Annotated in this window: 23 protein-coding genes and 1 pseudogene; 10 read left to right on the forward strand and 14 right to left on the reverse strand. The window is 67.5% G+C overall.

Annotated features, from left to right (window positions below; genetic code table 11):
• Positions 1-433: pseudogene (locus tag Q0C57_RS11875) on the reverse strand (hypothetical protein); the annotation flags it as partial.
• A gap of 197 nt (positions 434-630) precedes the next feature.
• Between Q0C57_RS11875 and otnK the strand changes: the two are divergent.
• From otnK to Q0C57_RS11905, 6 genes are all read left to right on the forward strand, one after another.
• Positions 631-1,887 (forward strand): 3-oxo-tetronate kinase, encoded by a 1,257-nt coding sequence (gene otnK, locus Q0C57_RS11880; protein ID WP_296576637.1) that lies wholly within the window; start codon positions 631-633, stop codon positions 1,885-1,887.
• Entirely contained in the window at positions 1,884-2,528 is a 645-nt protein-coding gene (locus tag Q0C57_RS11885; protein ID WP_296576639.1) for an aldolase, read from the forward strand. The genes otnK and Q0C57_RS11885 overlap by 4 nt, the downstream gene beginning before the upstream one ends.
• 7 nt (positions 2,529-2,535) lie before the next feature.
• The gene (locus Q0C57_RS11890) at positions 2,536-3,321 is read left to right on the forward strand and encodes a TIM barrel protein (RefSeq protein WP_296576641.1); all 786 of its coding nucleotides are present in this window, start codon (positions 2,536-2,538) and stop codon (positions 3,319-3,321) included.
• A gap of 221 nt (positions 3,322-3,542) precedes the next feature.
• Positions 3,543-7,073 (forward strand): indolepyruvate ferredoxin oxidoreductase family protein, encoded by a 3,531-nt coding sequence (locus tag Q0C57_RS11895; protein WP_296576642.1) that lies wholly within the window; start codon positions 3,543-3,545, stop codon positions 7,071-7,073.
• A 149-nt stretch (positions 7,074-7,222) separates the two neighbouring features.
• Positions 7,223-8,347, forward strand: coding sequence for a serine hydrolase (locus Q0C57_RS11900; protein ID WP_296576643.1), 1,125 nt, complete (start codon positions 7,223-7,225; stop codon positions 8,345-8,347).
• A gap of 104 nt (positions 8,348-8,451) precedes the next feature.
• Positions 8,452-8,685 carry a hypothetical protein gene (locus Q0C57_RS11905; RefSeq protein WP_296576644.1) on the forward strand — a complete coding sequence of 78 codons (234 nt, stop codon included), beginning with the start codon at positions 8,452-8,454 and terminating at the stop codon, positions 8,683-8,685.
• A gap of 15 nt (positions 8,686-8,700) precedes the next feature.
• Here the strand turns inward: Q0C57_RS11905 and Q0C57_RS11910 are convergent, their stop codons facing one another.
• The 3 genes from Q0C57_RS11910 to Q0C57_RS11920 all read right to left on the reverse strand — a co-directional run bounded on the left by Q0C57_RS11910 (position 8,701) and on the right by Q0C57_RS11920 (position 12,601).
• Positions 8,701-9,849, reverse strand: coding sequence for a GNAT family N-acetyltransferase (locus tag Q0C57_RS11910; protein ID WP_296576645.1), 1,149 nt, complete (start codon positions 9,847-9,849; stop codon positions 8,701-8,703).
• On the reverse strand, positions 9,846-10,697 hold the full coding sequence (locus Q0C57_RS11915; RefSeq protein WP_296576646.1) for an isocitrate lyase/phosphoenolpyruvate mutase family protein: 852 nt from the start codon (positions 10,695-10,697) through the stop codon (positions 9,846-9,848). The genes Q0C57_RS11910 and Q0C57_RS11915 overlap by 4 nt, the downstream gene beginning before the upstream one ends.
• Before the next feature lie 101 nt (positions 10,698-10,798).
• The gene (locus Q0C57_RS11920) at positions 10,799-12,601 is read right to left on the reverse strand and encodes an IlvD/Edd family dehydratase (protein ID WP_296576647.1); all 1,803 of its coding nucleotides are present in this window, start codon (positions 12,599-12,601) and stop codon (positions 10,799-10,801) included.
• 183 nt (positions 12,602-12,784) lie between these two features.
• Between Q0C57_RS11920 and Q0C57_RS11925 the strand changes: the two genes are divergently transcribed.
• From Q0C57_RS11925 to Q0C57_RS11935, 3 genes are read left to right on the forward strand one after another with little or no spacing between them, the layout of a single operon-like run.
• Positions 12,785-13,057 carry a hypothetical protein gene (locus tag Q0C57_RS11925; protein ID WP_296576648.1) on the forward strand — a complete coding sequence of 91 codons (273 nt, stop codon included), beginning with the start codon at positions 12,785-12,787 and terminating at the stop codon, positions 13,055-13,057.
• Positions 13,054-13,443 carry a type II toxin-antitoxin system VapC family toxin gene (locus Q0C57_RS11930; RefSeq protein ID WP_296576649.1) on the forward strand — a complete coding sequence of 130 codons (390 nt, stop codon included), beginning with the start codon at positions 13,054-13,056 and terminating at the stop codon, positions 13,441-13,443. The genes Q0C57_RS11925 and Q0C57_RS11930 overlap by 4 nt, the downstream gene beginning before the upstream one ends.
• Positions 13,444-13,473: 30 nt before the next feature.
• The gene (locus tag Q0C57_RS11935; protein ID WP_296576650.1) at positions 13,474-14,655 is read left to right on the forward strand and encodes a pyridoxal phosphate-dependent aminotransferase; all 1,182 of its coding nucleotides are present in this window, start codon (positions 13,474-13,476) and stop codon (positions 14,653-14,655) included.
• Positions 14,656-14,827: 172 nt separating this feature from the next.
• Here Q0C57_RS11935 and Q0C57_RS11940 read toward each other — a convergent pair whose 3' ends face one another.
• The 5 genes from Q0C57_RS11940 to Q0C57_RS11960 form a co-directional block, all read right to left on the reverse strand.
• The gene (locus Q0C57_RS11940) at positions 14,828-15,331 is read right to left on the reverse strand and encodes a hypothetical protein (protein ID WP_296576651.1); all 504 of its coding nucleotides are present in this window, start codon (positions 15,329-15,331) and stop codon (positions 14,828-14,830) included.
• Positions 15,328-15,885: a permease gene (locus Q0C57_RS11945; protein ID WP_296576652.1), complete on the reverse strand. Its 558-nt coding sequence runs from the start codon at positions 15,883-15,885 to the stop codon at positions 15,328-15,330. Before Q0C57_RS11945 ends, Q0C57_RS11940 begins: the two co-directional genes overlap by 4 nt.
• Before the next feature lie 115 nt (positions 15,886-16,000).
• Positions 16,001-17,059 (reverse strand): DUF533 domain-containing protein, encoded by a 1,059-nt coding sequence (locus Q0C57_RS11950; RefSeq protein ID WP_296576653.1) that lies wholly within the window; start codon positions 17,057-17,059, stop codon positions 16,001-16,003.
• Positions 17,060-17,150: 91 nt separating this feature from the next.
• Positions 17,151-17,780, reverse strand: a complete 630-nt coding sequence (gene eda / locus Q0C57_RS11955; protein ID WP_296576654.1) for a bifunctional 4-hydroxy-2-oxoglutarate aldolase/2-dehydro-3-deoxy-phosphogluconate aldolase — start codon at positions 17,778-17,780, stop codon at positions 17,151-17,153.
• A gap of 79 nt (positions 17,781-17,859) precedes the next feature.
• Entirely contained in the window at positions 17,860-18,372 is a 513-nt protein-coding gene (locus tag Q0C57_RS11960; RefSeq protein WP_296576655.1) for an Lrp/AsnC family transcriptional regulator, read from the reverse strand.
• 124 nt (positions 18,373-18,496) lie between these two features.
• On the opposite strand from Q0C57_RS11960, the gene hppD reads away from it, so the two are divergent.
• Entirely contained in the window at positions 18,497-19,627 is a 1,131-nt protein-coding gene (hppD, locus tag Q0C57_RS11965) for a 4-hydroxyphenylpyruvate dioxygenase (protein ID WP_296576656.1), read from the forward strand.
• 217 nt (positions 19,628-19,844) lie between these two features.
• Here hppD and Q0C57_RS11970 read toward each other — a convergent pair whose 3' ends face one another.
• The 5 genes from Q0C57_RS11970 to Q0C57_RS11990 form a co-directional block, all read right to left on the reverse strand.
• Positions 19,845-20,846 (reverse strand): oligopeptide/dipeptide ABC transporter ATP-binding protein, encoded by a 1,002-nt coding sequence (locus Q0C57_RS11970; protein ID WP_296576657.1) that lies wholly within the window; start codon positions 20,844-20,846, stop codon positions 19,845-19,847.
• Positions 20,843-21,826 carry an ABC transporter ATP-binding protein gene (locus Q0C57_RS11975; protein WP_296576658.1) on the reverse strand — a complete coding sequence of 328 codons (984 nt, stop codon included), beginning with the start codon at positions 21,824-21,826 and terminating at the stop codon, positions 20,843-20,845. Before Q0C57_RS11975 ends, Q0C57_RS11970 begins: the two co-directional genes overlap by 4 nt.
• A gap of 6 nt (positions 21,827-21,832) precedes the next feature.
• A complete protein-coding gene (locus tag Q0C57_RS11980) occupies positions 21,833-22,789 on the reverse strand; it encodes an ABC transporter permease (protein ID WP_296576659.1) in 957 nt (318 codons plus the stop codon).
• A gap of 8 nt (positions 22,790-22,797) precedes the next feature.
• A complete protein-coding gene (locus Q0C57_RS11985) occupies positions 22,798-23,781 on the reverse strand; it encodes an ABC transporter permease (protein WP_296576727.1) in 984 nt (327 codons plus the stop codon).
• Positions 23,782-23,874: 93 nt separating this feature from the next.
• Positions 23,875-25,443, reverse strand: coding sequence for an ABC transporter substrate-binding protein (locus Q0C57_RS11990; RefSeq protein ID WP_296576660.1), 1,569 nt, complete (start codon positions 25,441-25,443; stop codon positions 23,875-23,877).
• Between the last annotated feature and the right edge of the window lie 160 nt (positions 25,444-25,603).

The raw sequence follows: 25,603 nt of genomic DNA on the forward strand, positions 1-25,603 counted from the left end.
GGGCGGGCGGCGCAGGCGGCGCCGGATCGGCCGTTGCCGGCTGCGGCGCGCCGCCGGCGGTCTCCGGAGTCTCGGTTTTGGCCAGGACTGTTTCGTCCCCGTTCCCCTCGCCCTGTTTCGGCATCGCATCACCTTCGGCCCCGGCCGCCGCCTGTTCCGCCGGTCGCGCCGGTTCGCTGCGTGCGGCCGGCGTGGGCGCCGGCGCGACGGCCGAGGTGATCGCCGCCTCGGCGGCGGGCTTGGTGATGCGCGGGCGCGCCGGCCGGTCGGCACGGTCCGGCTCGCCCGATTGACGCTCCATTGCATCCAACGCCTCGGCGAAGGACGAGGTCGCCACCGGTTGGCGCCCGGACTGGCCGGCACGCAGAGCCGATGCGCTCTGCTGCGTGCTCGTGATGGAAGAAGCCGATGACGCTGCCACGAAATGCCCCATGCGATCGAAAACGACCCGCCTTCGGGATCAGCAAGGCCCGGGCCAGCGGACAGAGCGCGGAAAGGTCAGCGATTCCAATGCCGGAGCGCCGGGACCCGACGACGCGTGCGGGGAAAAGCCTGCCCTGCGCGGCAAGAATTGCCGGGTCGGTTTCAAACGGTTAGAGGTGGGTACAAGAACCGATTCAGGGCGGACCCATGCTTCTCGGCTGTATCGCGGACGACTTCACCGGAGCCAGCGACCTCGCCAACACCCTGGCGAAGGGCGGCATGGCCACCATGCAGTTCGTCGGTATCCCCGCCGGTCCCGCCCCGGCGGACTGCGAGGCCGGGGTCGTCGCCCTGAAGAGCCGCACCATCCCCCCGGCCGAGGCCGTCGCCCAGTCGCTCGCCGCCTGTGACTGGCTGCTGGCGCAAGGCGCGCGGCAGATCCTCTTCAAATATTGCTCGACCTTCGATTCGACGCGAGAAGGCAATATCGGCCCCGTCGCCGAGGCACTGATCGACCGCCTCGGTGCCGATGTGGCGGTGGTCTGCCCGGTCTTTCCGGCCACTGGCAGGACGCTGTTCAACGGCCATCTCTTCGTCGGCGGGGTCCTGCTGAGCGAGAGCGGCATGCAGAACCATCCGCTCACCCCAATGAGCGATCCGGACATCCGCCGCTGGTTGCGCCACCAGACGAAGGGTGACGTCGGGCTCGTTCCCTTCGCCACCGTCCGGAAAGGTTCCGCTGCGATCCAGGCGGCGCTTGCCGCCGAAGCTGCCGCCGGCCGCCGCCTCGCCGTCATCGACGCGGTGGGCGACGAGGACCTCACCGCCATCGGCGCGGCCATCGAAGGCGCGAAGCTCGTCACCGGCGGCTCGGGCATCGCCCTCGGCCTGCCGGAGAACTTCCGCCGGCAAGGCCTGCTCTCCGGCCGCGGCACCGGCTTCACGCCGGGCCATGGCGCCGCCGCGGTGATCTCCGGGTCCTGCTCCAACCAGTCGCGTGCGCAGGTGAAGGCCTATACCGCCCGCCACCCCGGGCTCGCCGTCATGCCCGACGATGTCATGAGCGGCGCCATGACCGTGCAGAAGGCCTTCGACCACCTCATGGCGCGCATCGGCCACGCCCCCATGGTCTATTCCTCCGCCGATCCCGCCGAGGTGAAGGCGGCGCAGGAGCGCTACGGCAAGGACGCGGTTGCCGGCGCCATCGAGGGCTTCTTCGGCGAACTCGCGGTCATGCTGGCCGATGCCGGCGTCGCCCGGCTGGTGGTCGGCGGCGGCGAGACCTCGGGGGCCGTGGTCACCGCCCTGGAAGTCGATCGCTTCCACATCGGCCCGGAAATCGATCCCGGCGTTCCAGCCCTCGCGGCAGAGGGCCCGCGTCCCATCCGCCTCGCCCTGAAGAGCGGCAATTTCGGTGCCCTCGATTTCTATGACAAGGCGCTCGCCGCCCTCGGTGACGCATGAATGCCGGGGAGGCCGCGGCCCGCCAGGGCCTGGTGCGCTGGGGCCGGTCGCTGTTCGACCGCGGCCTGACACCCGGATCCTCCGGAAACCTCAGCGTCCGCCTCGACGACGGCTATCTGTTCACGCCCACCAATTCCTGCCTCGGCTTCCTCGATGCCGAGCGGCTGTCGAAACTCGACGGTGAGGGCCGCCATGTCGGCGGCGATCCGCCGACCAAGGAACTGCCGCTGCATTTCGCCTTCTACGAATCGCGCCCCACGGCCCGTGCGGTGGTTCACCTGCATTCCACCCACGCCACCGCCCTCTCCTGCCTCGCCGACACCGACCCGGACGACGCCATCCCGCCGATCACGCCCTATGTGGTCATGCGCGTCGGCAAGGTGCCGGTCGTGCCCTATACGCGCCCCGGCTCGGCCGATGTCGCGCCGCTCATCCGCGCCAGGGCGTCGGACCATCCCGCCATCCTCCTCGGCAACCATGGCCCGGTGGTCGCCGGAACCAGCCTGGAGGCGGCCGTCTTCGCCATGGAGGAACTGGAGGAGACGGCGCGTCTCGTCCTCCTCACCCGCGGCATGAAGGTTCGCCACCTCGCATTACAAGAGATCGCCGACCTTGAGGCGACGTTCAAACTGAGGGGATAGGACAGACATGCCGCGCTTTTCCGCCAATCTCGGCTTTCTCTGGCAGGGCATGCCGCTCCTCGACCAGATCGAGGCCGCCGCCCGCGCCGGCTTCCGCGCCGTCGAGATGCACTGGCCCTACGACACCGACCCCAGGGCCGTGCGCGCCGCCTGCGAGCGCCTCGGCCTGACCATGCTCGGCGTCAACACCGTGAAGGGCGACACGGCGAAGGGCGAGAATGGCCTCGGTGCCCTCCCCGGCCGCGAGGCGGAATTCCAGGCCGCCATCGACCAGGCCATCGCCTGGCAGGTCGCCGCCGGCGGCACGGCGATCCATGCCATGGCCGGCATGGTGAAACCGGCCGACCGGCCCGCGGCCACCAGCGTGCTCGTCGACAACCTGTCACGCGCCGCCGACAAGGCCGCCGCCCACGGCATCACCCTCCTGCTCGAGCCGCTCAGCCCGCGCGCCGCACCCGGCTATTTCTATGCGACCCTGCGCGGCGCCGGCGAGATCATCGCCCGCGTCGGCAAACCCAACGTCAAGATCATGTTCGACGTCTTCCATGTCGGCTGCGCCGAGGGCGACGTCCTGACCAACCTGTCGGCCTGGTGGCCCCATATCGGCCATGTCCAGATCGCCGCCGTGCCGAGCCGCGCCGAACCGGACGAGGGTGAGATTCACTTCCCCTCCATCTTCAAGGCCCTGGACGACAAGGGCTATGCCGGCTGGGTCGGCGCCGAGTACCGCCCGCGCGGCGACACCGATGCCGGGCTGGCCTGGGTCGAGGCGCTCGGCATGCGGCTGGGCTGAGCCGCTGCCCATCTCGCAGGCGCGAACACATCTTGTGCAACGCAGCAAAATCGCCTTTGGGCTCAAGCCGTTGCGCAATCTCGTTGCGCCCGCACTGACGAGAACGAAATCGACAGAACCATTCTAATGTGACAGCGTTCTTGACCTAAGAAGGGCGGCATCTGCCGCCCTCCCCATCCTGATTGCACGGCGAACAGCCGGCAGATCCAGAGGAGCGCGCGATGGCGAAGGTTCCCCCCACATCCGCCGATCTCGCCAATGCCATCCGGTTCGACGATGTCTCGCTCGACGACAAGTATGATCTGACCAAGGAGCGGGTCTTTCTCACCGGCGTGCAGGCGCTCGTTCGCCTGACGCTGATGCAGAAGGAACGCGATCGCCGCGCCGGGCTCAACACGGCGGGCTTCGTCTCCGGCTATCGCGGCTCGCCGCTCGGCGGGCTCGACCAGGCCTTCTTCAAGGCCCAGCGCAACCTTCTCGCCAGCGATGTGATCTTCACGCCCGGTCTCAACGAGGATCTCGCCGCCACCGCCGTCTGGGGCACCCAGCAGGCGGAGATGCGCGGCGAGGGCAAGTTCGACGGCGTCTTCGGCGTCTGGTACGGCAAGGGACCGGGCGTCGACCGCTCCGGCGACGTCTTCCGCCACGCCAACCTCGCCGGCACCTCGCCGAACGGCGGCGTTCTGGCGCTGATGGGTGACGACCACACGGCGGAATCCTCCACCGTCGCCCACCAGTCGGAATTCCACTTCGTCGATGTGATGATGCCCATCCTGAACCCCGCCGGGGCCCAGGAAATCCTCGATTACGGTCTCTACGGCTGGGCCATGTCGCGCTATGCCGGCGTCTGGACAGCGCTGAAATGCATGAAGGACACGGTCGAATCGACTGGTGTCGTCGACGGTGCGGTGGACCGCGTTAGCATCGTCCTGCCGGGCGACGAGGACTTCGTCATGCCACCCGGCGGCGTCTCCATCCGGCCGAACGACGACCGGCACGAGCAGGAGATGCGCCTGCACATGTACAAGCGGGCCGCCGCCCTCGCCTTCATCAAGGCCAACAGGCTCAACCGCATCATCACCTCCGGCGGTCGCCAGCCGAAGATCGGCATCATCACCACCGGCAAGAGCTATCTCGACGTCCGCCAGGCCTTCGACGAGCTCGGCATCGACGAGGTCAAGGCCAACGATCTCGGCATCCGCCTGTTCAAGATCGCCTGCCCCTGGCCGCTGGACCCGGCCGAGCTGCGTGCCTTCGTCACCGGTCTCGATCTCGTCATCGTCGTCGAGGAAAAGCGCTCGCTCATCGAGGTTCAGGTCCGCGAGGAGCTCTACGGCCACATCCACCAGCCCATCGTCATCGGCAAGAAGGACGAAAAGGGCGAATGGCTCTTCCCGGTTCACGGCGCTCTGGATTCCAATGACGTCGCCATCTGCATCGGCGAGCGTGTGCTGAAACATGTCGGCCACAACGACCAGGTCGCCGCCAATGTCGCGCGCCTGAAGGGGGCCCAGGACATCCTGAAGACCACCCCGGTGATCGCCACCCGCATCCCCTATTTCTGCTCGGGCTGCCCGCACAACACCTCGACCGTGGTCCCCGAGGGCATGCGCGCCTATGCCGGCATCGGCTGCCATTACATGGCCCTTTGGATGGACCGGAACACCGAGGGCTTCACCCAGATGGGCGGCGAAGGCGCCAACTGGGTTGGCGAGGCGCCATTCTCGAAGCGCGGCCACGTCTTCCAGAACATCGGTGACGGCACCTACAACCATTCGGGATCGCTGGCAGTCCGCTTCGCCGTCGCCTCGAAGGTCAACATCACCTACAAGATCCTCTTCAACGATGCCGTCGCCATGACCGGTGGCCAGCGCCACGAGGGCGGCCTGACCATGCCGATGATCGCGGCGCAGATGCGCGCCGAGGGCGTCGAGCGCATCGCCATCGTCACCGACGAGCCCGACAAATATGCCGGCCACGGCATCGCCTTTCCGACCGGGACCTCCATCGACCACCGTGACGACCTCGACCAGGTCCAGCGCGAGCTGTCGGCGGTGCCCGGCGTCTCCGTGCTGATCTATGACCAGACCTGCGCTGCCGAGAAGCGGCGCCGCCGCAAGCGCGGCACTTTCCCCGATCCGGTCAAGCGGGTCATCATCAACGAGGCCGTCTGCGAGGGCTGCGGCGATTGCGGCGTCGTCTCCAACTGCGTCTCGGTCCAGCCGCTGGAGACCGAGTTCGGCCGCAAGCGCACCATCGACCAGTCGTCCTGCAACAAGGACTTCTCCTGTGTGAAGGGCTTCTGCCCGAGCTTCGTGACGGTGCACGGCGCCGAGCCGAAAAAGGGCCGCGCCATGGCGGTGGAGGCCGATATCTCCGCCCTGCCCGAGCCGGTCCTGCCCACCATCGAGCACACCTACAACGTGCTGATCGAGGGAGTCGGCGGCACGGGAATCGTGACGGTTGGAGCCATCCTCGGCATGGCCTGCCACCTGGAGAAGAAGGGCGTCGGCCTCATCGACATGGCCGGCCTCGCCCAGAAGGGCGGCGAGGTCTTCTCGCACATGCGCATCGCCCGCGTGCCCGAGGACATCCACTCCATCCGCGTCCATGCCGGCTCCGCCGATCTGGTCATTTCCGGCGACATCGTCATCGCCGGCGGCAAGAAATCCCTCGCCGGCATGAAGTCCACCACCAAGGTCGTGGTGAACACCGTGGAGAGCATGCCGGGCCAGTTCACCCGCGACGCCAACTTCTCGCTCCCCTCCGAGAGGCTGAAGCGCGCCATCATCTCCCATGCCAGCCGCGAGACCACTCATCTGGTCGATGCCCAGCGCCTCGCCACGGCGCTGATGGGCAATTCCATCGCCACCAACCTCTTCCTCGTCGGTTATGCCTATCAGATCGGTGGCCTGCCGCTGTCCGCCGCCGCCATCGAACGGGCGATCGAGCTCAATGGCGAGGCGGTGAAGATGAACATCACCGCCTTCCGCTGGGGCCGCCTCTGCGCCCATGACCGCGCCGCCGTCGAGGCTCTGGTCGCACCGGTGACCCGGCCGAGCGGCGTGGAGAAGCTGTCAACCTCGCTCGAAGAGGTCATCGCCCGCCGCGTCGAGCAGCTCACCCGCTACCAGAATGCCGCCTATGCCGCGCGCTATGCGGCGCTGGTCGAGACCGTCCGCAAGGCCGAGGCCGAGAAGGCCGCCGGCAAGCAGGGCCTGACCGAAGCCGTCGCCCGCTATCTCTACAAGCTGATGGCCTACAAGGACGAATATGAGGTCGCCCGTCTCTACACCGACGGCAACTTCCTCAAGCAGGTGGCCAAGACCTTCGACGGCCAGAACCTCACCTTCGAGTTCCACCTCGCCCCGCCCTTGCTGGCCAGGCCCGACCCGACCACGGGCGTGCCGCGCAAGATCAGCTTCGGGCCCTGGATGATGACGGCCTACCGCGTGCTCGCCTCCCTCAAGGGCCTGCGCGGCACCGCCTTCGACATCTTCGGCTACACCCACGAGCGCCGCACCGAGCGGCAGCTGATCAAGGACTACGAGGCGTTGGTCACCGAGATCGTCGCGAAGCTGACGCCCGACAACCACGCCCTTGCCGTCGGCCTTGCTGCCATCCCGGAGAAGATCCGCGGCTTCGGCCACGTCAAGGCGCGTCATCTGGACGTGGCCAAGAAGGAGGAGGAGGCCCTGCTCGCCGACTTCCGCGCCGGCCCGAAGCCGGAGGTGAAGCTCGCGGCGGAGTGAGGCCTGGGCCGCCTGACGACCTGCACGAAGGACGCACTTCCCTGATGCAGCCGTCCACCGCAGTGCAAGGCACCACCCCGGCGGGCCGCTACCGCACCTCCCTGTTTCATGGCAAAGACAAAGTTCTGCCCGTCGCATCCGGATCCGCCATGACCCCGACCTTCATCCCCTCACCCGTCGCCGCCGGCTGGGAAAGCGCCACGCCGGCCGAACTCGGCTTCGACGCCGCGAGGCTGACGGCTGCCACCGCCTTCGCTGAAACGGCCGAGAGCCCCTGGCCGATGAGCCTCTACTATCCCGACGGCCGCTATGTCGGGATCGTCGAGTGGAACGAGACCGGCCCGTGGAGCGCCATCGTCGGGCCGGTCATTCCGCGCGGCAAGCCGGCCGGGCTCGTCGTCCGGGGGGGCAAGGTGGCGGCCACCTGGGGGGACGTCTCGCGCGTCGACATGACCTTTTCCATCGCCAAGAGCTATCTCGCCATTCTCGCCGGCATCGCCTCCGACGACGGCCTCATCGCCATCGACGATCCCGTCTCTAAGACGGTCGACGGCCCGCATTTCGCCAGCGCACACAATGCGCGGATCACCTGGCGCCACCTGCTGCACCAGTCCAGCGAATGGGAAGGCGTCATCTTCGACAAGTCCGACCAGGTCGACCACAACCGCCAGATCGGCGCCGGTGCCGACAACAGCCGCAAGGGCGAGAAGCGGGCGCTGCAGGCCCCCGGCAGCCATTACGAATACAACGACGTGCGCGTGAACGTCCTCTCCTACGCCCTGCTGCGCCGTTTCGGCCGCCCCCTGCCCGAGGTGCTGAAGGAGCGGATCATGGATCCGATCGGCGCCTCCGAGACCTGGAAATGGCACGGCTACGAGACATCCTGGGTCGAGATCGACGGCCGCCGGGTCCAGTCGGTCCCCGGCGGCGCCCATTGGGGCGGTGGCATCTTCATCTCCGCCCTGGACCATGCCCGCCTCGGCATGCTGATCGGCCGCAACGGCGCGTGGAACGGCCGCCAGCTCCTGTCCCGGACGTGGATCGCCGACATGCTGACGCCCTCCCCCACCAATGCGGATTACGGCTATCTCTGGTGGCTGAACCGCGGCCGCAGCCGCTTCTCCAACGCGTCGGAGTCCAGCGTCTTCGCGCTCGGCGCCGGCTCCAACATCATCTGGGTCGATGCGGAATCCGACATGGTGGTGGTCGCCCGCTGGATGGACCAGACGAAGTTCAATGCCTTCTTCGGCCATGTCATGGAGGCGCGGTCCTGACCGGCGCGCCCAGGTGCGCGGCATTTTCCCACACCACCGCTTGATCCGCGTCTGATTTCGCGCCACAACATGCGGCGATTGCACGCGCGTCGACAGGACCACCGATGGCCGCAGCCGGGACGACCAACTGGACCAACATCGCCAATGTGCTCGGCGCAACCGTCATTGTCGGCTCCGAGGCGGTCGGCGCCGGCGGCGCGACCGGCTGGGCGATCGCCAGCCTGCTGAAGCTGGGTGACCAGGCGGTCCTGGTTGCAACCCTTATGGGCGTCGCCGTCGGCCTCGTGGCGACCGTGGCGTTCTTCCGCTCGGCCCACCGGGTCGAAAGGTTCCGCTGAGGCCGGCTCTCCGCCTCAGGCGTAATCCTTTCGCATATACTGGACCTTGCGGTCCTCCATCGCCTTCACGGCGGTGGGCACGAAGCCCCGGCGCGCATACCATGCGATCCGCTGCGTCAGCTTGGAGTTGGTGTAGAGCACCACGTAAGACGCTCCCAGATCCCGCAACCGCCGCTCGGAAAAGCGCAGGATGGCGTCGCCGTAGCGCTTGCCGTGATGGCGTGGATGAACCGCCAGTGAGACGATGACAGGATCCTCGGCCATCTCGAGGACAGCGCAGGCGGCGAGCGCGCCGTTCTCCTCGGCCACCCAGATCTCCTGGGTCGCGATGGATGCGGCATAATCCGCCATCCGCGGGAACGAGACATTCCCGGTCAGTTCCTCGTTCGGCAGATAGGCCGCCTCCTTGAGCGCGGTGATGGCCGGCACGTCGCGCAGCGTCGCCCGGCGCAGCCTGAGGCCACCCGCCTCGGCCGTCGTCTCGTTCATCACCGCGAGGCTGATCTTCTGCCGGCCTCCGGCGTCGAAATTGGCGGGCGCGAGCCAGCGCGTGAAGGCGAGCCGCCGCTGCGGCCATTCGCAGTCCAGCATCGCGTACCAGGCCGTATCGCGATTGGCGCCCTTGGCGATCATGTGCTGGCGGAACAGGCCCTCGAAGGTGAAGCCGAAGCGCACAGCCGCCTTTTTCGAGGGCTCGTTGAGGTCGTTGCACTTCCACTCGTAGCGGCGGTAACCGAGCGTCTCGAAGACGTAGGTCATCATCAGGAACTGCGCCTCGGTGGCCGCCGGCGTCCGCTGCAGGGCGGGCGTGTAGAGGATCGAGCCGACCTCGATGACGCGGTGCGTCGTGTCGATGCGCATCAGCGACAGCCAGCCGATGGCCCGGTCGTCCCGGTCGGCGATGGCCCAGTAGACGGGATCCGTGGTGCCGGCAGCGATGGCGGCCACATGCGCGGCGAAGGCCGTCTTGTCGGGATAGGGGCCGGAGAAGAGATAGGCCCATTGCCAGGCCGCTTCCGGTCCATGCGACAGCGCGTAGAGCCCGTCCGTATCGCGCGACGGATCGAGCGGGCGGAGGCGGCAATAGTGACCTTCCATGACCACGGGGGTCGGGCGCGGCGCCGGCGTCGGATCGACGGCGAAGCCGAAGAGGGGGGCGTTCAAGGGCGATCCTCCGGACAGGCCTTGGGGGAATGGGTGCGGAAGAAGCTGTTGAGGGCGCCGAAGGGCTCGGCAGTGGCCAGGGCGTCAAACCTGCCCTCGGCGGCGAGGTCCCGCGCAGCCTTGAGGAAACCGCCCCAGGCGGCGCGCGCCAGCGCCGAGCCGACGGAGATGCGGCGCACGCCGAGCGCGGCGGCATCCGCGACGGTCAGTCCGATGGGCGCGGAGATGAGCAGGTTGACAGGCTTCGGCGCCACCGCCGACACCACCTCGCGGATCTGATCCGGCGTCCGCAGCCCTGGCGCATAGAGCACGTCTGCGCCGGCCTCCGCATAGGCCACCAGCCGCTTCAGCACCGTCGACTGGGCCTCCGGCAGGCCGAAGAGATGGGCCTCGCAGCGCGCCGTCAGCAGCACGCCAGTGCCCTTCAGCGCATCGGCGGCAGCCCGGATCCGCGCCACGGCGAGGTCGAGGGGATAGATGACCTCTTCGGTGCTCTCGCCGTGATCCTCGATCGAGAGACCGGCAACGCCCGTCGCCGCGCAGAGCCGGCAACTCTCTGCGACCCCTTCGGGATCGCGCGCATAGCCGGATTCGAAATCGGCATTCACCGGCAGGTCGGTGGCCGTCACGATCTCGGCGATATGGGCGAGCGCCATGTCGCGCGGCACCGCCCAGTCCGTGTCGGGAAGGCCGCGCGAGAAGGAGAAGCCCGACGAGGTTGTCGCCAGGGCCTTGAAACCGAGATGCTTCAGCATCATGGCCGTGCCGATGTCCCAGGGATTGGGAATGACAAAGCAGCCGCTCTCATGGAGGCGGCGGAAGGCAGTGCGTTGCGGCGCGGCATCCATCGGACGATCTCCCTGGGCCCGGAATGCAAAAGTCGCGCGGACGGCGCCGCGCGACAATCGCGTTTTTCGTGATGGCAGGGATCGCTGGAGGCGATGGGACCTCAGTGATTGTCCCGCGGAATGCCCCGTTTCTGCGCGATCTTCTGGTATTTCACCGCCGGCTTCAGCACCATGCCGTCGGAGAGCTGGCTGACCATCGAGCGCTGGATCTCCTGCCAGGGCGTCTGGCTTTTCGGTACCTTGAACCCGCCATTGGCCTTCAGCTCGGCCATGCGGGCGGCGAACTCCTCCTCGGAAATGAGGATGTTGGCCGAGCGCTTCTTCAGGTCGATGCGCACCCGGTCGCCGGTCTTCAGCACGGCGAGACCACCATTGGCGCCTGCCTCGGGCGAGGCGTTGAGGATGGAGGGCGAGCCCGACGTGCCGGACTGGCGGCCATCGCCGATGCAGGGCAGGTCGCGGATGCCCTTCTTCAGCAGGGCGGCCGGCGGCTGCATGTTCACCACCTCGGCCGAGCCGGGATAGCCGAGCGGCCCGACGCCGCGCACGAAGAGCACGCAGGTCTCGTCGATGGCGAGCGCCGGATCGTCGATCCGGTGGTGATAGTCCTCGGGCCCCTCGAAGACGATGGCCCGGCCCTCGAAGGCATCCTTGTCCTTCGGATTGGACAGGTAGCGCTTGCGGAAGTCTGCCGAGATGACGCTCGTCTTCATGATCGCCGAGTCGAACAGGTTGCCCTTCAGGACGATGAACCCGGCATCCTTCACCAGCGGCTTGTCAAAGGGGCGGATGACATCCTCGTCGGTGATGACGGCGCCCTGGACGTTCTCGGCCATGGTCTTGCCGTTGGCGGTGATCGCGTCACCGTGGATCTTGCCGGCCTTGAGGAGCTGATTCATCACCGCGGGCAGGCCCCCGGCGCGGAAATATTCCTCGCCGAGATAGGCGCCGGCCGGCTGCATGTTGACCAGCAGCGGCACCTCGTGGCCGACCTTCTCCCAATCGTCGATGTCGAGCTTGACGCCGATATGTTTGGCGATGGCGTTGATGTGGATCGGCGCATTGGTCGAGCCGCCAATGGCCGAATTGGCCACGATGCAGTTCTCGAAGGCCTTGCGGGTGAGGATGTCGGAGGGCTTCAGGTCCTCCCAGACCATCTCCACAATCCGCCGTCCCGTCGCGTAGGACATCTGGCCGCGCTCGCGATAGGGCGCGGGAATCGCCGCACAGGAGGGCAGCGACATGCCAAGCGCCTCGGCGAGGCCGTTCATGGTCGAGGCCGTTCCCATGGTGTTGCAATGGCCTATGGAGGGCGCCGACTTGGTGACGACGTCGATGAACTCCTCATAGGTGATCGTCCCGTCGGCCTGCAGCTTGCGCGCCTCCCAGACGACCGTGCCCGAGCCGGCGCGCTTGCCGTTCCACCAGCCGTTGAGCATCGGCCCGCCCGACAGGACGATGGCGGGAATGTTGACCGTCGCCGCCCCCATCACCATGGCCGGCATGGTCTTGTCGCAGCCGGTCAGCAGCACGCAGCCGTCCAGCGGATAGCCATAGAGGATCTCGACCAGCGAGAGATATTGCAGGTTACGGTCGAGTGCGGCGGTCGGGCGCTTCAGCGTTTCCTGGATCTGGTGGACCGGGAACTCCAGCGGAATGCCGCCGGCATCGCGGATGCCGTCCTTCACGCGCTGGGCAAGCTCGATATGGTGGCGGTTGCACGGCGAGATGTCCGAGCCGGTCTGGGCGATGCCGATGATCGGCTTGCCCGAGCGCAGCTCCTCCACCGTCAGGCCCCAGTTGACCGTGCGCTCCAGATAGATCGCGGTCATGCCGGGATTGTCGGGATTGTCGAACCACTGCTTCGACCGCAGGTTCTGGGGCTTCATCTTCCGGCGGGCCATGCCCTTACTCCCATGTTGCGCTGCAAAGCATTCAAATCGATTGAAGTGCTTGCCGCGTCGTCGTTTCACCGGATTTGACCGCGACGCCCGGCGGATTGCAACGGCAAAAGCGGCGGATGGGACATACGGCGAAGGGCAGCATATGATATGCTGCCGAAGCATATGCTTCCGAAGGAGGGCATGATGGCCATTACCCTGCGCAACAAGCCGCTGGAGGAAAGGATCAAGCGGATTGGTCGGCAGCGGGGCCTCGGGCCGTCCGCGGTCATCGCCCGGGCCATCGAGGCTTTCGAAAAGGCACCAGCGGAAAAGCTCTCTCCGGAAGAAATCGCCAGGCGAGAGACGATACTTGACGCCATCATCGCCCGGGCGCGTGCGGAACTGACTGACGAAGACCGCGCGGCCATGAAGGCGGTCGAGGACGACATGTACGACGAATTGGGGCTTCCCAAATGATCGTCTGCGATACGTCGGCGCTTGTCGCGATCTTGCAGGGTGAGCCGGAGGCGGAATCCTTGCGGTCGGTTCTGTCCGTCTCGGGAGACCTTTCGCTCGCCGCAGCATCCTATCTTGAGGGGGCGATGGTGGCACATCGACAGGCATTCGCGCGGGCCAATCTTGATGTTCTCGTAAAGTCTTTCGCCATGACCTTCATCCCCCTGGACGAGGCCGTCGCCCGCCGCGCCGCCGATGCCTTCGCCCGCTACGGCCGCGGCACCGGCCACCCGGCCGCCCTCAACTTCGGCGACTGCATCAGCTATGCGACGGCCAAGCACCTCGATTGCCCGCTGCTGTTCAAGGGCGATGACTTCCGGCATACGGATGTGAAGGTCGCCCTGTAGCGCGGCCGTGACGCCACCCGGAAACGTCCCATGACCCTCAAGACCGTCGCCAATTTCGATCGCATCGGCGAGGAAAACGCCTTCGCCGTCCTCGCCCGCGCCACCGCCCTGATGCGCGCCGGCAAGGATGTCATCAATCTCGGCATCGGCCAGCCGGATTTCGCGACGCCGGAGAACATCACCGACGCCGCCATCAAGGCCATCCGCGACGGCCATCACGGCTACACCCCGGCCAACGGCATTCTGCCGCTGCGCGAGGCGGTGGCCGCCGATCTCGACCGCCGCTTCAAGGTCTCGGTCTCACCCGAGGAGGTGATGATCGTCCCCGGCGGCAAGGTCACCATGTTCATGGCGATCCTGATGTTCGGCGAGCCGGGCGCGGAGATCCTCTATCCCGATCCCGGTTTCCCCATCTACCGCTCGATGATCGAATATACTGGCGCGACGCCGATCCCCGTGCCGATCCGCGAGGAGAACGGCTTCGCCTTCTCCGCCGACGAACTCCTGTCGCTGATCACCCCGAACACCCGGCTCGTCATCGTCAACTCGCCGGCGAACCCCACCGGCGGCGTCACGCCAAAAGTGGAGATCGACAAGCTCGTCGCCGGAATGGCGCGCTTCCCCGACGTCGCCATCATGTCCGACGAGATCTATGACCAGATGGTCTATGACGGCGAGGAGCATGTCTGCCTCCTCTCCTATCCCTCCATCCGCGACCGCACGATCCTGCTCAACGGCTGGTCCAAGACCTATGCCATGACCGGCTGGCGCCTCGGCTATTCGGTCTGGCCGGGCAAGCTTTACGACTATGCGCGCAAGCTGGCGGTGAACTCCTTCTCCTGCGTCAACGCGCCCGCGCAGTTCGCCGCGCTGGAAGCCCTCACAGGCCCGCAGGATGCGGTGGGAAAGATGGTCGCCGAGTTCGATGCCCGCCGGAAGCTCGTCGTCGAGGGGCTGAACAGGCTGCCCGGCGTCTCCTGCATCGTGCCGAAGGGCGCCTTCTACGCCTTCCCCAACATCAAGGAGACCGGCTGGAAGGCGAAGCCGCTGGCCTCGGCCCTGCTCGAGGATGCCGGCGTCGCCACGATCGGCGGGCCGGATTTCGGCGTCCACGGCGAAGGCTATATCCGCCTGTCCTACGCCAATTCGTCGGAGAACATCCTCAAGGCGTTGGACCGCATGAAGGGGTTCCTGGAGCGGCGCAACAGCTGATGTCAGCAGTCCGGACGTGCGGCTCCGCAAGCCGCTGTCCGGCGTCCACCGCCCCATTCGTCATGGCCGGGCTTGTCCCGGCCATCCACGGCTTGAACACCGCAGCTGGAAAAGAAGTCGTGGATGCCCGGCACAAGGCCAGGCAAGACGAGGCACGTGGCCGCGCGGGGCCCTACCCCCGCCCCGTCAGCAGCATCACGCCCCAGGCGGTGAGGATCGGGAGCGGCAGGGAAGCGGCGACCCGCAGCCACACGACCCGCGTCGGCATGACCGGCAGTTCCCAGACGATGAGCCTCTGGAAGGCGAAGAGCGCCCAGGCGGTCACGTAGGTCATCACCGCGAGGTAGCTGGCGCCACTTTTCAGCGCCGAGGCGCCGATGGCAAAGCCGATGACCGGTCCGCCGGGCGTCACCGCCCCGGCGACGGTCGCCAGCAGCAGGCCGGTGAAGCCCGAGTCCGGACCGAGCCAGGAGCGCACCACATCCTGGGGCAGCAGGGCGGCGAGAAACCCCGCCCCGATCACGCCGATGGCGAGGCGCGGGATCAGGTAGAGGAAATCGAGCACACCGCTGCGGCTCGCCTCCTTCAGCACCGGAACCCCCTTGCGCCAGGCGACCAGCGCCAGCACGGCAGTGATCACCCAGAGCGACAGGCTGACGATGAGGGTGGCGCTCATCGCGGCCCTCCGGGAACGAGGCGCGCCAGCCCATGCGCCAGGAGGCCGGCGACGATCGGCAGCGGCAGCGACACCAGCATCCGCGTCGTGACGAAGTCGACGCCGAGGAACGGCGCCTCCCAGATGATCGCCCGGTTGAGGCCGATCAGCGTCCAGCTCGTGACGAAGGCCACGGCCGGGCCGACGCCCGCTCCGACGGCGAGCAGCGCGCCGGCAAGCGGGTAGATGGTGAAGGGCCCGCCCGGCATGATGGCGCCGATGGCGGTGGCGATGACAAGGCCGGTCAGCCCGGAATCCCCGCCGATCCAGCGCGAGACGAATTCGCGCGGCAGCACGGCTGCGACGAAGGCGCCGATGAGGCAGCCGGCGAGCACCTTCGGCAGGATGTCGAGGAAGAGCCAGGAATCCTCGACCAGGATCGCCGTGACCCCGGGCCAGCCGTCGCGCCGGTAGACGAGGACCGCACCGGCCAGCACAAGCGCCAGCACGAACAGCGTCGAGCCGTCGATCAGGTTGCGGGGCTTCTTGGCGGAGGGGTCGGGCTCAGATGACAAATGCGGGGCCGGGCATGGAGGCGGACGAGGCCCGACGGCGGGCCGGGTCCGACCATAGGGCCCGCTCCGATGCGCCGGAACCATCGCTCCGGCGCATCAGGCGTGCATGGTCCGTTCAGACCGCGGCGGCGGCTTTGGCCTCGGCGGCAGCCTGGTCGAGATGGGCGGTGAGCGACGCCTCGAGACCGAGCAACCGTGCGAAGTCGCGGAGGAACTGCGCCTCGGCGGCGGTATCGACATTCATGCCGAGATGGGCGGCAATATAGGCCTGCGCCTTCATCTCGTCCGTGGTGCAGGAGGCCGCGATGATCTTCATGCTCACCGGAGCGGCGAGGACACCGTCAAGGAAGCTCTTCTCGGCCTGGCCGAGGCCCATCGAATCGAGCTGGCCGACGATCATCGCCCGCTCGTCGGGGCTCATCTCACCATCCGCATAGGCCGCCGCCACCATGGCGCGGAGCAGGATCTCGGCCGTGTCCTCGATCGTGCCGCCCGCCTCCGCATAGCCACCCGGCGCCTGGCCCATGCCGAGCAGCGACGTCACATCGTTGATCGTGCCCTGCACGACGGGCTTGCCCTGCTGGAAGTTGCGCAGCGCGACATAGGCGAGGCCACCGATCGCCGCGAGGCCACCGACCTGCACCGCTGTCCCGGCGATCTTGCGGCCGGCCCCGGTTCCCAGCAGCAGCCCGGCCAGCGTCCCCGCCGCCGCACCGCCGGCGAAACCGCCGGCATTCTTCTGCAGCACCTCCGTGGCCTGGCCGAGAAGGCCTCCAAGGCCACCACCGCCGCCACCGCCCTGGCCCTGGGCGCCGCGCAGGGTGCCCATCAGCTGGTCGAGGAGATTGCCGCCGCCGGCACCGCCGGGCGCGGGGGCACCTGGCACGGCATTGGCAGCCGAAGGCGTTCCGCCCGAGCCCTGGGCATTGCCCAGGGCCGCGCCGAGCTGGTCCATCAGGCCACCGCCGCCCTGCCGGCCCGCGGCGGGCGTGCCGCCACCGAGCCCGCCGAGCAATCCGCCGAGGCCTCCCAGGCCGCCCGCGCCAGACTGTCCGGCGGCGCCCGGCTGGCCCTGCTGCGCCATCTCCGTCAGCTGGCCGAGAAGGCCTCCCGCGCCGCCCTGCTGCCTGCCACCGGCGAGGACCGAGGTCAGAATCTTGGAAATGTCGGTCAAAGGTTTTCTCCCTGGAAGACTGCCGTCACTTATGCATCGGCCTTGACGCAGCAAGTGCGACAAGTGAGCCGATTTGATGTCGGCGGCCAGATCAGGGGCGCAGGGATCGCGCCGCCCGCGCCAGAACCGTGATGCGGTCGAAGTCGCCGGCTGCCAGCGCATCGTCCGGGACGATCCACGATCCGCCGACGGCCCCGACATTGGCCAGCGCCAGATAGCTGGGCGCCCTGGCCGCATCGATGCCGCCGGTCGGGCAGAAGACCAGCCCGGGCAGCGGCCCCGACAGGCTCTTCAGGAAGGCGGCGCCACCCGAAGGCTCGGCCGGAAAGAATTTCAGCGCGGCGAAGCCGCGGGCGGCGAGGGCCATGGCCTCGGTGACCGTGGCGCAGCCCGGCAGGACCGGGATCGGCACGGTGGCGAGAGCATCGGCCAGCGCCGGCGGCGTGCCGGGGGAGACGAGGAAGCGCGCTCCTGCCGCCGTCGCCACCTGGATGTCCTCCATGCGCGTGATGGTGCCCGCCCCCACGACCGCCTCGGGCACCTCGCGCGCGATCTCGCGGATGGCGTCGAGCGCCTGGGGCGTGCGCAGCGTGACCTCGATGACCGGCAGCCCGCCTGCGACCAGCGCGCGCGCGAGCGGCACGGCCTGCCGCACGTCCTTGACCGTGAGGACGGGAATGACGGGAGCGAGGGCGAGCAGCGGTCGTGCATCGGGGAGCATGGCAGGTCTCCAGTGGTGTCCCGGCAGCCCTAGCATCCTCCATCGCCTCCGGTCACGCCCCCCGGCAAGGCGCCACAGCTCACCGCGCCGGTGCGGCGGCGCCCGGCCCGCCCGGACGCGACAGCAGCGGCAGCCGGGACTGGTCCTTCAGCGTCTCCAGCACGATCGACGAGCGCACCCGCGCCACGCTCTCGTGGGGCAGCAGTTCCTCGTTGACGAGGGTGGAGAGGCCCTTCAGGTCGCGCACAACCAGCTTGAGCAGATAGTCGGCATCCCCCGTCATCGCATGGGCCTCCTGGACCTCCGGCATGGCGCGCACGAGATCGCCGAACCGCTTCGCGTTCAACCCCGAATGGGTGGCGAGCGACACGAAGATATAGACCGTCACGCCGAAGCCGAGCCGGGCGGCGTCGAGATCGGCGCGGTAGCGGCGGATGAGCCCCTCCTCCTCCAGCCTTTGCCGCCGCCGCGACACCTGGCTCGCCGACAGGCGCACGATCTCGGCGAGTTGCTGGTTGGTCCGTGCGCCATCCTCCTGCAAGGCGTCGAGCAGGCGCAGGTCGAAGCCGTCCACCGAGATAATTTCGTTCATCTGATCAGACAACCATGCATGGTTCATGCAGACAAGAGGCGAAGGCGCCCGATCTTCTCACGCTCCTTGCGCTGCGATTGCACGATACTCGCCCTCGACATCGACCCAGCCAGAGGATGATTCCATGGGCCCGTTCCCCCACGAAGCCCCGCCCGCCGCGATCAGCGAGCAGAACCCGATGGGCACCGACGGCTTCGAGTTCGTCGAGTTCGCCCATCCCGATCCCACGGCGCTGAAGACCGTGCTCTCCCTGATGGGATTCCAGGCCGTCGCCCGCCATCGCTCGAAGGACGTCACCCTGTTCCGCCAGGGCGACGTCAACTACATCGTCAATGCCGAGCCCGACAGCTTCGCGGCGGCCTTCGCTGCCGAGCACGGGCCCTGCGCCTGTGCCATGGCCTTCCGGGTCAAGGACGCGAAATATGCCTATGAGCGGGCCATCGCGCTGGGCGCCGAGCCCTATATCGGCAAGGTCGGGCCGATGGAACTGTCCATTCCCGCGGTCAAGGGCATCGGCGGCTCGCTGCTCTATTTCGTCGACCGTTACGGCGACAAGGGCTCGATCTATGACGTCGACTTCGTCTGGACCGGCGAGCGCGATCCGCACCCCGAACAGGCGGGCCTCTACTATCTCGACCACCTCACCCACAACGTCCACCGCGGCCGCATGGACCATTGGGCCGGCTGGTACGAGACGCTCTTCAACTTCCGCGAGATCCGCTTCTTCAACATCGAGGGCAAGCTCACCGGCCTGATTTCCCGCGCCCTCACGTCGCCCTGCGGCAAGATCCGCATCCCGATCAACGAGAGCCTCGACGACAAGAGCCAGATCGAGGAATATCTCAAGGAATACAAGGGCGAGGGCATCCAGCACATCGCCTGCGGCTCGCGCGACATCTATGCCACGGTCGAGGCGCTGCGCGCCAACGGCCTGCCCTTCATGCCATCGCCCCCGGCCACCTATTACGAGAAGATCGATGCCCGGGTGCCCGGCCACGGCGAGCCGGTCGATCGCATGAAGGCCACCGGCATCCTCATCGACGGGGAAGGCGCGGTGGCGATCGGCGAGAAGGAGGGCCGCATGTCGCGCGTCCTGCTGCAGATCTTTTCCGGCACCGTGCTGGGTCCGATCTTCTTCGAATTCATCCAGCGTAAGGGTGACGACGGCTTCGGCGAGGGCAATTTCCGCGCCCTCTTCGAATCCATCGAGGAGGACCAGATTCGCCGCGGCGTCATCGGCGGCAAGGCGGCGTGAAAGCGCGTCCGGGCAGCTGTGCTCGGGCTGTTCGCCCGTCAGCGACCTGAACATGGCAGGGGGAGGAAGTCGTGGATGCCCGGGACAAGCCCGGGCATGACGGAGGTTCCCGAGCGACCTGCTGAGAACACCTGACACCCTGATCGCGTCATGCCCGGGCTTGTCCCGGGCATCCACGACTTTTCCTTCAGGACCGGAGACCTGCGGCGCCGACCCCTCAGGCCGCCAACCGCCCCTCGGTCACGGCGTGGCAGGCGACCGTGCCGAATTCATCCGTCACCGAGGCCGGCACCTCGCTGCGGCAGCGGCCATTGGCGAGCGGGCAGCGCGGGTTGAACGGGCAGCCCGAAGGCGGCGTGATCGGATTGGGGATCTCGCCCAGCACGGGCTTGCGGGCGCGGCCCGTCATGTCGAGGTCGGGAACCGCATCGAGCAGCATGCGCGTATAGGGATGGCGCGGTGCCGCGAAGAGCTGCCGGCCCGGTGCCACCTCGACCAGGCGGCCGAGATACATGACGCCGATCCGCGTCGCCATGTGCCGGACCACCGCGAGATTGTGCGAGATGAACAGGTAGGTCAGCCCGAACTCGTCCTGCAGGTCGCGCATCAGGTTGAGGATCTGCGCCTGCACCGAGACGTCGAGCGCCGAGGTCGGCTCGTCGCAGACGATGAATTCCGGACGCGAGGCGAGCGCCCGGGCGATGGCGACACGCTGGCGCTGGCCGCCGGAGAATTCGTGCGGATATTTCGCCCCGTCGGCAGGATCGAGGCCGACCGTCTTCAGCAGCCTGCCGACCTCCGCGTCGATGGCGCGGCTTTCGCTCATCAGGCCGAAGGCGCGGATCGGCTCGGCGACGATGCGGTCGACCCGCCAGCGCGGATTGAGCGAGGCATAGGGCGACTGGAAGATCATCTGGATCTTGGAACGCAGCGCCTTCCGCCGGACCGGGTCGTCGGTCTTGGCCATGTCGACGCCCTCGATCACCACCGAGCCGGCGGAGGGAGGCAGCAGGCCGACGACCATATTGGCGACCGTTGACTTGCCCGATCCGGATTCGCCCACCAGCGCGAAGGTCTCGCGGCGGCCGATGGTGAAGGAGACGTCCTGCACGGCGCGCAGCAGCCGGCGCTCCTCGCGCTCCAGCACGCGGTTGAGCCAGGGCTTCGACACGTCGAAGGTGCGCGACAGATTGCGGACGGTGACGAGCGGCTCGCTCATGCGGCTTTCTCCGCGCCGTCGGCATAGAGCCAGCAGGCGACCTCGGTGGTGCCGACCGGTATCGGCTCCGGCCGTTCCGTGAGGCAACGGGCGAAGACCTTAGGGCAGCGCGGGTTGAAGGCGCAGCCCTGCGGAATGGCGGTGAGCCGCGGCATGGAGCCGGGGATCTGCACCAGCCGGTCGGCGGTGGCGTCAAGCGAGGGAATCGAGCCCATCAGCCCTTCCGTGTAGGGATGGCGCGCGCGCTTGATGACGTCCTGCACCGGGCCGATCTCGGCGATCCGTCCGGCATACATGACGGCGACGCGATCGGCCGTCTCGGCGATCACGCCCATGTCGTGGGTGATCAGCATGACGGCGGTGCCGTGCTCCTTGCAGAGGTTCTTCAGCAGCGTGATGATCTGCGCCTGAACCGAGACGTCGAGCGCCGTCGTCGGCTCGTCGGCGATGACCAGTTCCGGCTCGGCGCAGAGCGCCAGGGCCAGCACGACACGCTGGCGCATGCCGCCGGAGAACTGGTGCGGATAGGCGTCGATCCGCTTGTCGGGCGCGGGAATGCCGACCTCGGTGAGCAGGTCGATGGCGCGGGCCCGGGCCTGGGCACTCGTCAGCCGCATATGGGTCTGGATCGTCTCCATGAGCTGCTCGCCGACCGTGTAGAGCGGATTGAGCGAGGTCAGCGGGTCCTGGAACACCATGCCGATGCGCTTGCCGCGGATCTGGCGCATCGCCTCCGGGGCGAGATTGTCGATCCGCTCGCCCTTGAGCCAGATCTCGCCACCGGCAATGCGGCCCGGCGGCTCCAGAAGGCCGATGACGGCGGCGCCGGTCATGGACTTGCCGGCGCCGGATTCACCGACGACGCCCACCACCTCGCCGGGAGCGATGTCGAAGGAGATGCGGTCCACGGCGGTCAGCGTGCCACGGCGGGTGGGGAACTGGACCACGAGGTCGCGGACGGAGAGGACAGGTGTGGTCATCGCCGCTCACCTCAGCTTCGGGTTGAGGGCATCGCGCAGCCAGTCGCCGAGCAGGTTGATGGACAGCGCCAGCAGCACCAGCGCCAGCGCCGGGAAGAACAGGATCCACCACTCGCCGGAGAACAGATATTGCTGGCCGAAGCGGATCAACGTGCCAAGCGAGGGCTGGGTCGCGGGAACGCCGACGCCGAGGAAGGACAGCGTCGCCTCCTCGATGATGGCGAGCGCCAGGTTGATGGTGGCGATGACGAGGACCGGCCCGGTGACATTCGGCAGGATATGGCGGGCCATGATGAAAAAGGCCGGCCGTCCCATGACGCGGGCGGCCTGCACATATTCCTTGTTGCGCTCGACCATGGTGGAGCCGCGCACGGTGCGGGCATATTGCGCCCAGTTAGACAGGCCGATGGCGACGATCAGCACCCAGATCGCCATCTGCTCGTGCTGCGAGGGCGGGATGAGGCCGCGCGCCACGCCGAAGAACAGGAGCGCGATCAGGATGGCCGGAAACGACAGCTGGATGTCGGCGACGCGCATGATGATGGCGTCGGTCCGCCCGCCGACATAGCCGGCGAGAAGGCCGAGGCCCACCCCCATCACCACCGAGAAGGCGACGGAGGAAAAGCCGACGAAGAGCGAGACGCGCGACCCGTAGAGAATGGCCGAGAACAGGTCGCGGCCTTGGTTGTCGGTGCCCAGGAGATAGACGGTGTTGGTGCCCATCCCCGCTTCGCCCGGCTTGGTATAGGCGTCGAGCAGATTGAGCGCGGCGGGGTCGAAGGCGTCCTGCGGGGCGATCCAGTTGGCGCCCAGCGAGGCCGCCAGCAGGATCACCGTCATCGCCGCGGCGATCATCGCCACCGGCGAATGGCGGAAGCTCCAGGCGAGGTCGGAATCCCAGGCGCGTGCCAGGCGGGCCTTCAGGGTGATGCGCGGCTTGGGCGTGTCGTCGATCGCGGTCATGGCGGGCCTCAATGCGCCGATGCCGGACCCGCGCCGCGAAGGCGAGGATCGAGCGCGAAATAAAGCAGGTCGACCACGAGATTGGTGACCACGAAGACGAAGGCGACGAACATCAGGTAGGCGGCCATGACGGGAATGTCGACGAACTGGACGGCCTGCACGAAAAGCGCGCCGAGGCCCGGCCACTGGAAGACGCTCTCGGTGACGATGGCGAAGGCGATGACGCCGCCGAGCTGCAGGCCGGCAATGGTCATCACCGGCACCATCGTGTTCTTCAGCGCGTGGCGGAACCAGATGGTGCGCTCGGGGACGCCGCGGGCGCGGGCGAATTTCACATAGTCCGTGCGCATCGTCTCGAGCATCTCGGAGCGGACGAGGCGCATGATCAGGGTGAGCTGGTAGAAGCCGAGGGTGAGGACCGGCATGACCAGCGATTTCAGCCCCGACGTGGTCAGCAGGCCGGTCGACCACCAGCCGATCTTGACGACGTCGCCGCGCCCGAAGGAGGGCAGCCAGCGCAGTTCCACGGCGAACAGCCAGATCAGGCCGATGCCGATCAGAAAGGTCGGCAGCGACACCCCGATCAGCGACACCGACAGGATCATGTGGGAGAGAAGGCCGTTGCGGTTGATGGCGGTGTAGACGCCGAGGGCAATGCCGACGACGAGCGCGAACAGGGCTGACAGCAGCGCCAGTTCGACGGTGGCCGGAAGCCGCTCGGCCAGCAGGTCGGCAACCGGCCGCCCCTGCCGGTAGCTGACACCGAACTGCAACTGGGCGGCGTTGGAGACGAAGCGGGCGAACTGGACCGGGAAGGGATCCATCAGGCCGAGATCGCGGGCGAGCTGTTCGCGGTCCTGGAGCGTCGCCTCCTGCCCGACCAGGTTGGAGACCGGATCGCCGATGAAGCGGAACATCGAAAAGGCGACCAGGGCCACGGCCAGCATGACGAGGACCGCCTGGGCGAGGCTCTTGACGACATAGGCGATCATGAGGGGCGACCGGTTGACGCGAAAATCAAGAATGAAAAGCAGCAAGGCCCCTTCCCATTGGCGGGAAAGGGCCTCGCGGTCATGTCGGAGAGATCAGGAGCCGGCGAAGCGGAACAGCTTGAACCAGGCGCCCGCATCCGGATGCACCGGCACCTCGATGCCGCCGCGCGCCGCGTGGCTGATCGACTGCATATGCAGCGGGATGTAGATGGCCTGATCGCGCAGCTGCTTCTGGATGTCGGCGAGTTCGGCATTACGGCGGGGAACATCCGCCATGGTCTGCAGGGCCAGCATCCGCGCATCCAGGGCCGGGTTGGAATAGCGCGTGCCGTTCCAGGTGCCGTTGTTGGCGGTGCGGGTGTGGTAGAGGAAGGTCAGGATATATTCCGCGTCATAGGTCGGGATGCCCCAGCCGACGAGGAAGAAGTCCAGTTCCTGGCGCTGCAGTTCGGGGAAGTGCTGGGCTGCCGGCTTCGCCACCATGTTGGCGCGGATGCCGATCTGGCCAAGCATGGCCACCACCGCCTGGCAGATGTTCTCGTCCGAGACATAGCGGTTGTTGGTGCACTGGAGCGTCACCGAGAAGCGGGTGTTGCCCTCGGCGGCCCGACGGGGATAGCCGGCCTCATCGAGCGCGCGGTTGGCCGCGGCGGGGTCGAAGCGCGGGATGGCGGCGAGTTCGGCCGAGTAGCCGGAGATGAAGGGCGAGCCGATATAGCCGATGGGCTGGCCCTGACCACGCATGACGACGCGGGTGATGGCCTCGCGGTTGACCGCGATGTTGATGGCGTTGCGGACCCGCACGTCGGCGAAGGGGTTCCTGCCCTTGATGTCCGAGGACTTCAGCTCGGCATCGCCCACGTTGAAGCCGAGGAAGATGACGCGGTTCTCGGGGCCCGTCGTGACGCGGATGCCCTGGCTCTGCTGCAGGCGCGCGATGTCCTGCACCGGCACGTCATGGACCACGTCGACCTCGCCGGAGAGCAGTGCCGCGATGCGCGTCGCGTCCTGCTGGATCGGCACGACGATCAGCTCGGTCACCTGCATCGGGAACTGGCCCTTGCCCCAGTAGCCGGGGAACTGGCGCATCACCGTGCGCACGTCCGGCTCGCGCGAGACGAGGGTGAAGGGGCCGGTGCCCATGGCATTGCGGGTGGCGCCGTTCTCGGCCCGCTCGCGGATGTTCTGCGGCTCGAGGGCGTTGTTCTTCTCCGCCCAGGCCTTGGACATCATGAAGATATTGGTGAGGTTCTCGACCAGGAGCGGGTTCGGCGCCTTGGTCTTGATCCGGATCGTGTGGTTGTCGACCTTGGTGACGCTGTCGATCGAGGTCAGCAGGCCGCGATAGTCGGAGGTGGGACGGCGGGCGCGGTCGAAGGAGAAGATGGCGTCATCGGCGGTGAAGTCGGACCCGTCATGGAACTTGACGCCCTGGCGGAGCTTGAACTCCCACACCGTCGGATCGTCGGGAAGAATGCGCCACTCGGTGGCGAGGGTGGCGACGAGCTTGCCGTCATAGCCGCGGATGACCAGCGGCTCGTAGATCTGGTGGACGAGATTCGACGTCGGGCCGATATTCGCCGACATCGGATCGAGGGTCTGGGCATCGACCGAGCGCGCCCACCGGACGGTCCGCGCTTCCACCGTGGTCACGAATGTCACGGCGGCAATCATCGCGCCCGCAAAGAGCTTCATTCCAAAACGCATAGTTCACCTCTCTGAAGAGTGCCGGTTCTGGGACCGGATTCTGCCAGCGATGATAGACAGTGGCGCCCGGGCTGTCACCGCATAGTCACGGACGAAATGTCGCGTTGACAGCTCG

The sequence above is a fragment of the Phreatobacter sp. genome, assembly GCF_022843985.1.
In the GTDB taxonomy this organism is placed as follows: Bacteria; Pseudomonadota; Alphaproteobacteria; order Rhizobiales; family Phreatobacteraceae; genus Phreatobacter.

Bases quoted from the DNA above. Each gene is read 5' to 3' on its own strand.
- otnK (WP_296576637.1), top strand. From the start codon at position 631: ATGCTTCTCGGCTGTATCGCGGACGACTTCACCGGAGCCAGCGACCTC.
- Q0C57_RS11885 (WP_296576639.1), top strand. From the start codon at position 1,884: ATGAATGCCGGGGAGGCCGCGGCCCGCCAGGGCCTGGTGCGCTGGGGC.
- Q0C57_RS11890 (WP_296576641.1), top strand. From the start codon at position 2,536: ATGCCGCGCTTTTCCGCCAATCTCGGCTTTCTCTGGCAGGGCATGCCG.
- Q0C57_RS11895 (WP_296576642.1), top strand. From the start codon at position 3,543: ATGGCGAAGGTTCCCCCCACATCCGCCGATCTCGCCAATGCCATCCGG.
- Q0C57_RS11900 (WP_296576643.1), top strand. From the start codon at position 7,223: ATGACCCCGACCTTCATCCCCTCACCCGTCGCCGCCGGCTGGGAAAGC.
- Q0C57_RS11905 (WP_296576644.1), top strand. From the start codon at position 8,452: ATGGCCGCAGCCGGGACGACCAACTGGACCAACATCGCCAATGTGCTC.
- Q0C57_RS11915 (WP_296576646.1), bottom strand. From the start codon at position 10,697: ATGGATGCCGCGCCGCAACGCACTGCCTTCCGCCGCCTCCATGAGAGC.
- Q0C57_RS11920 (WP_296576647.1), bottom strand. From the start codon at position 12,601: ATGGCCCGCCGGAAGATGAAGCCCCAGAACCTGCGGTCGAAGCAGTGG.
- Q0C57_RS11925 (WP_296576648.1), top strand. From the start codon at position 12,785: ATGGCCATTACCCTGCGCAACAAGCCGCTGGAGGAAAGGATCAAGCGG.
- Q0C57_RS11930 (WP_296576649.1), top strand. From the start codon at position 13,054: ATGATCGTCTGCGATACGTCGGCGCTTGTCGCGATCTTGCAGGGTGAG.
- Q0C57_RS11935 (WP_296576650.1), top strand. From the start codon at position 13,474: ATGACCCTCAAGACCGTCGCCAATTTCGATCGCATCGGCGAGGAAAAC.
- Q0C57_RS11940 (WP_296576651.1), bottom strand. From the start codon at position 15,331: ATGAGCGCCACCCTCATCGTCAGCCTGTCGCTCTGGGTGATCACTGCC.
- eda (WP_296576654.1), bottom strand. From the start codon at position 17,780: ATGCTCCCCGATGCACGACCGCTGCTCGCCCTCGCTCCCGTCATTCCC.
- Q0C57_RS11960 (WP_296576655.1), bottom strand. From the start codon at position 18,372: ATGAACGAAATTATCTCGGTGGACGGCTTCGACCTGCGCCTGCTCGAC.
- hppD (WP_296576656.1), top strand. From the start codon at position 18,497: ATGGGCCCGTTCCCCCACGAAGCCCCGCCCGCCGCGATCAGCGAGCAG.
- Q0C57_RS11970 (WP_296576657.1), bottom strand. From the start codon at position 20,846: ATGAGCGAGCCGCTCGTCACCGTCCGCAATCTGTCGCGCACCTTCGAC.
- Q0C57_RS11975 (WP_296576658.1), bottom strand. From the start codon at position 21,826: ATGACCACACCTGTCCTCTCCGTCCGCGACCTCGTGGTCCAGTTCCCC.
- Q0C57_RS11980 (WP_296576659.1), bottom strand. From the start codon at position 22,789: ATGACCGCGATCGACGACACGCCCAAGCCGCGCATCACCCTGAAGGCC.
- Q0C57_RS11985 (WP_296576727.1), bottom strand. From the start codon at position 23,781: ATGATCGCCTATGTCGTCAAGAGCCTCGCCCAGGCGGTCCTCGTCATG.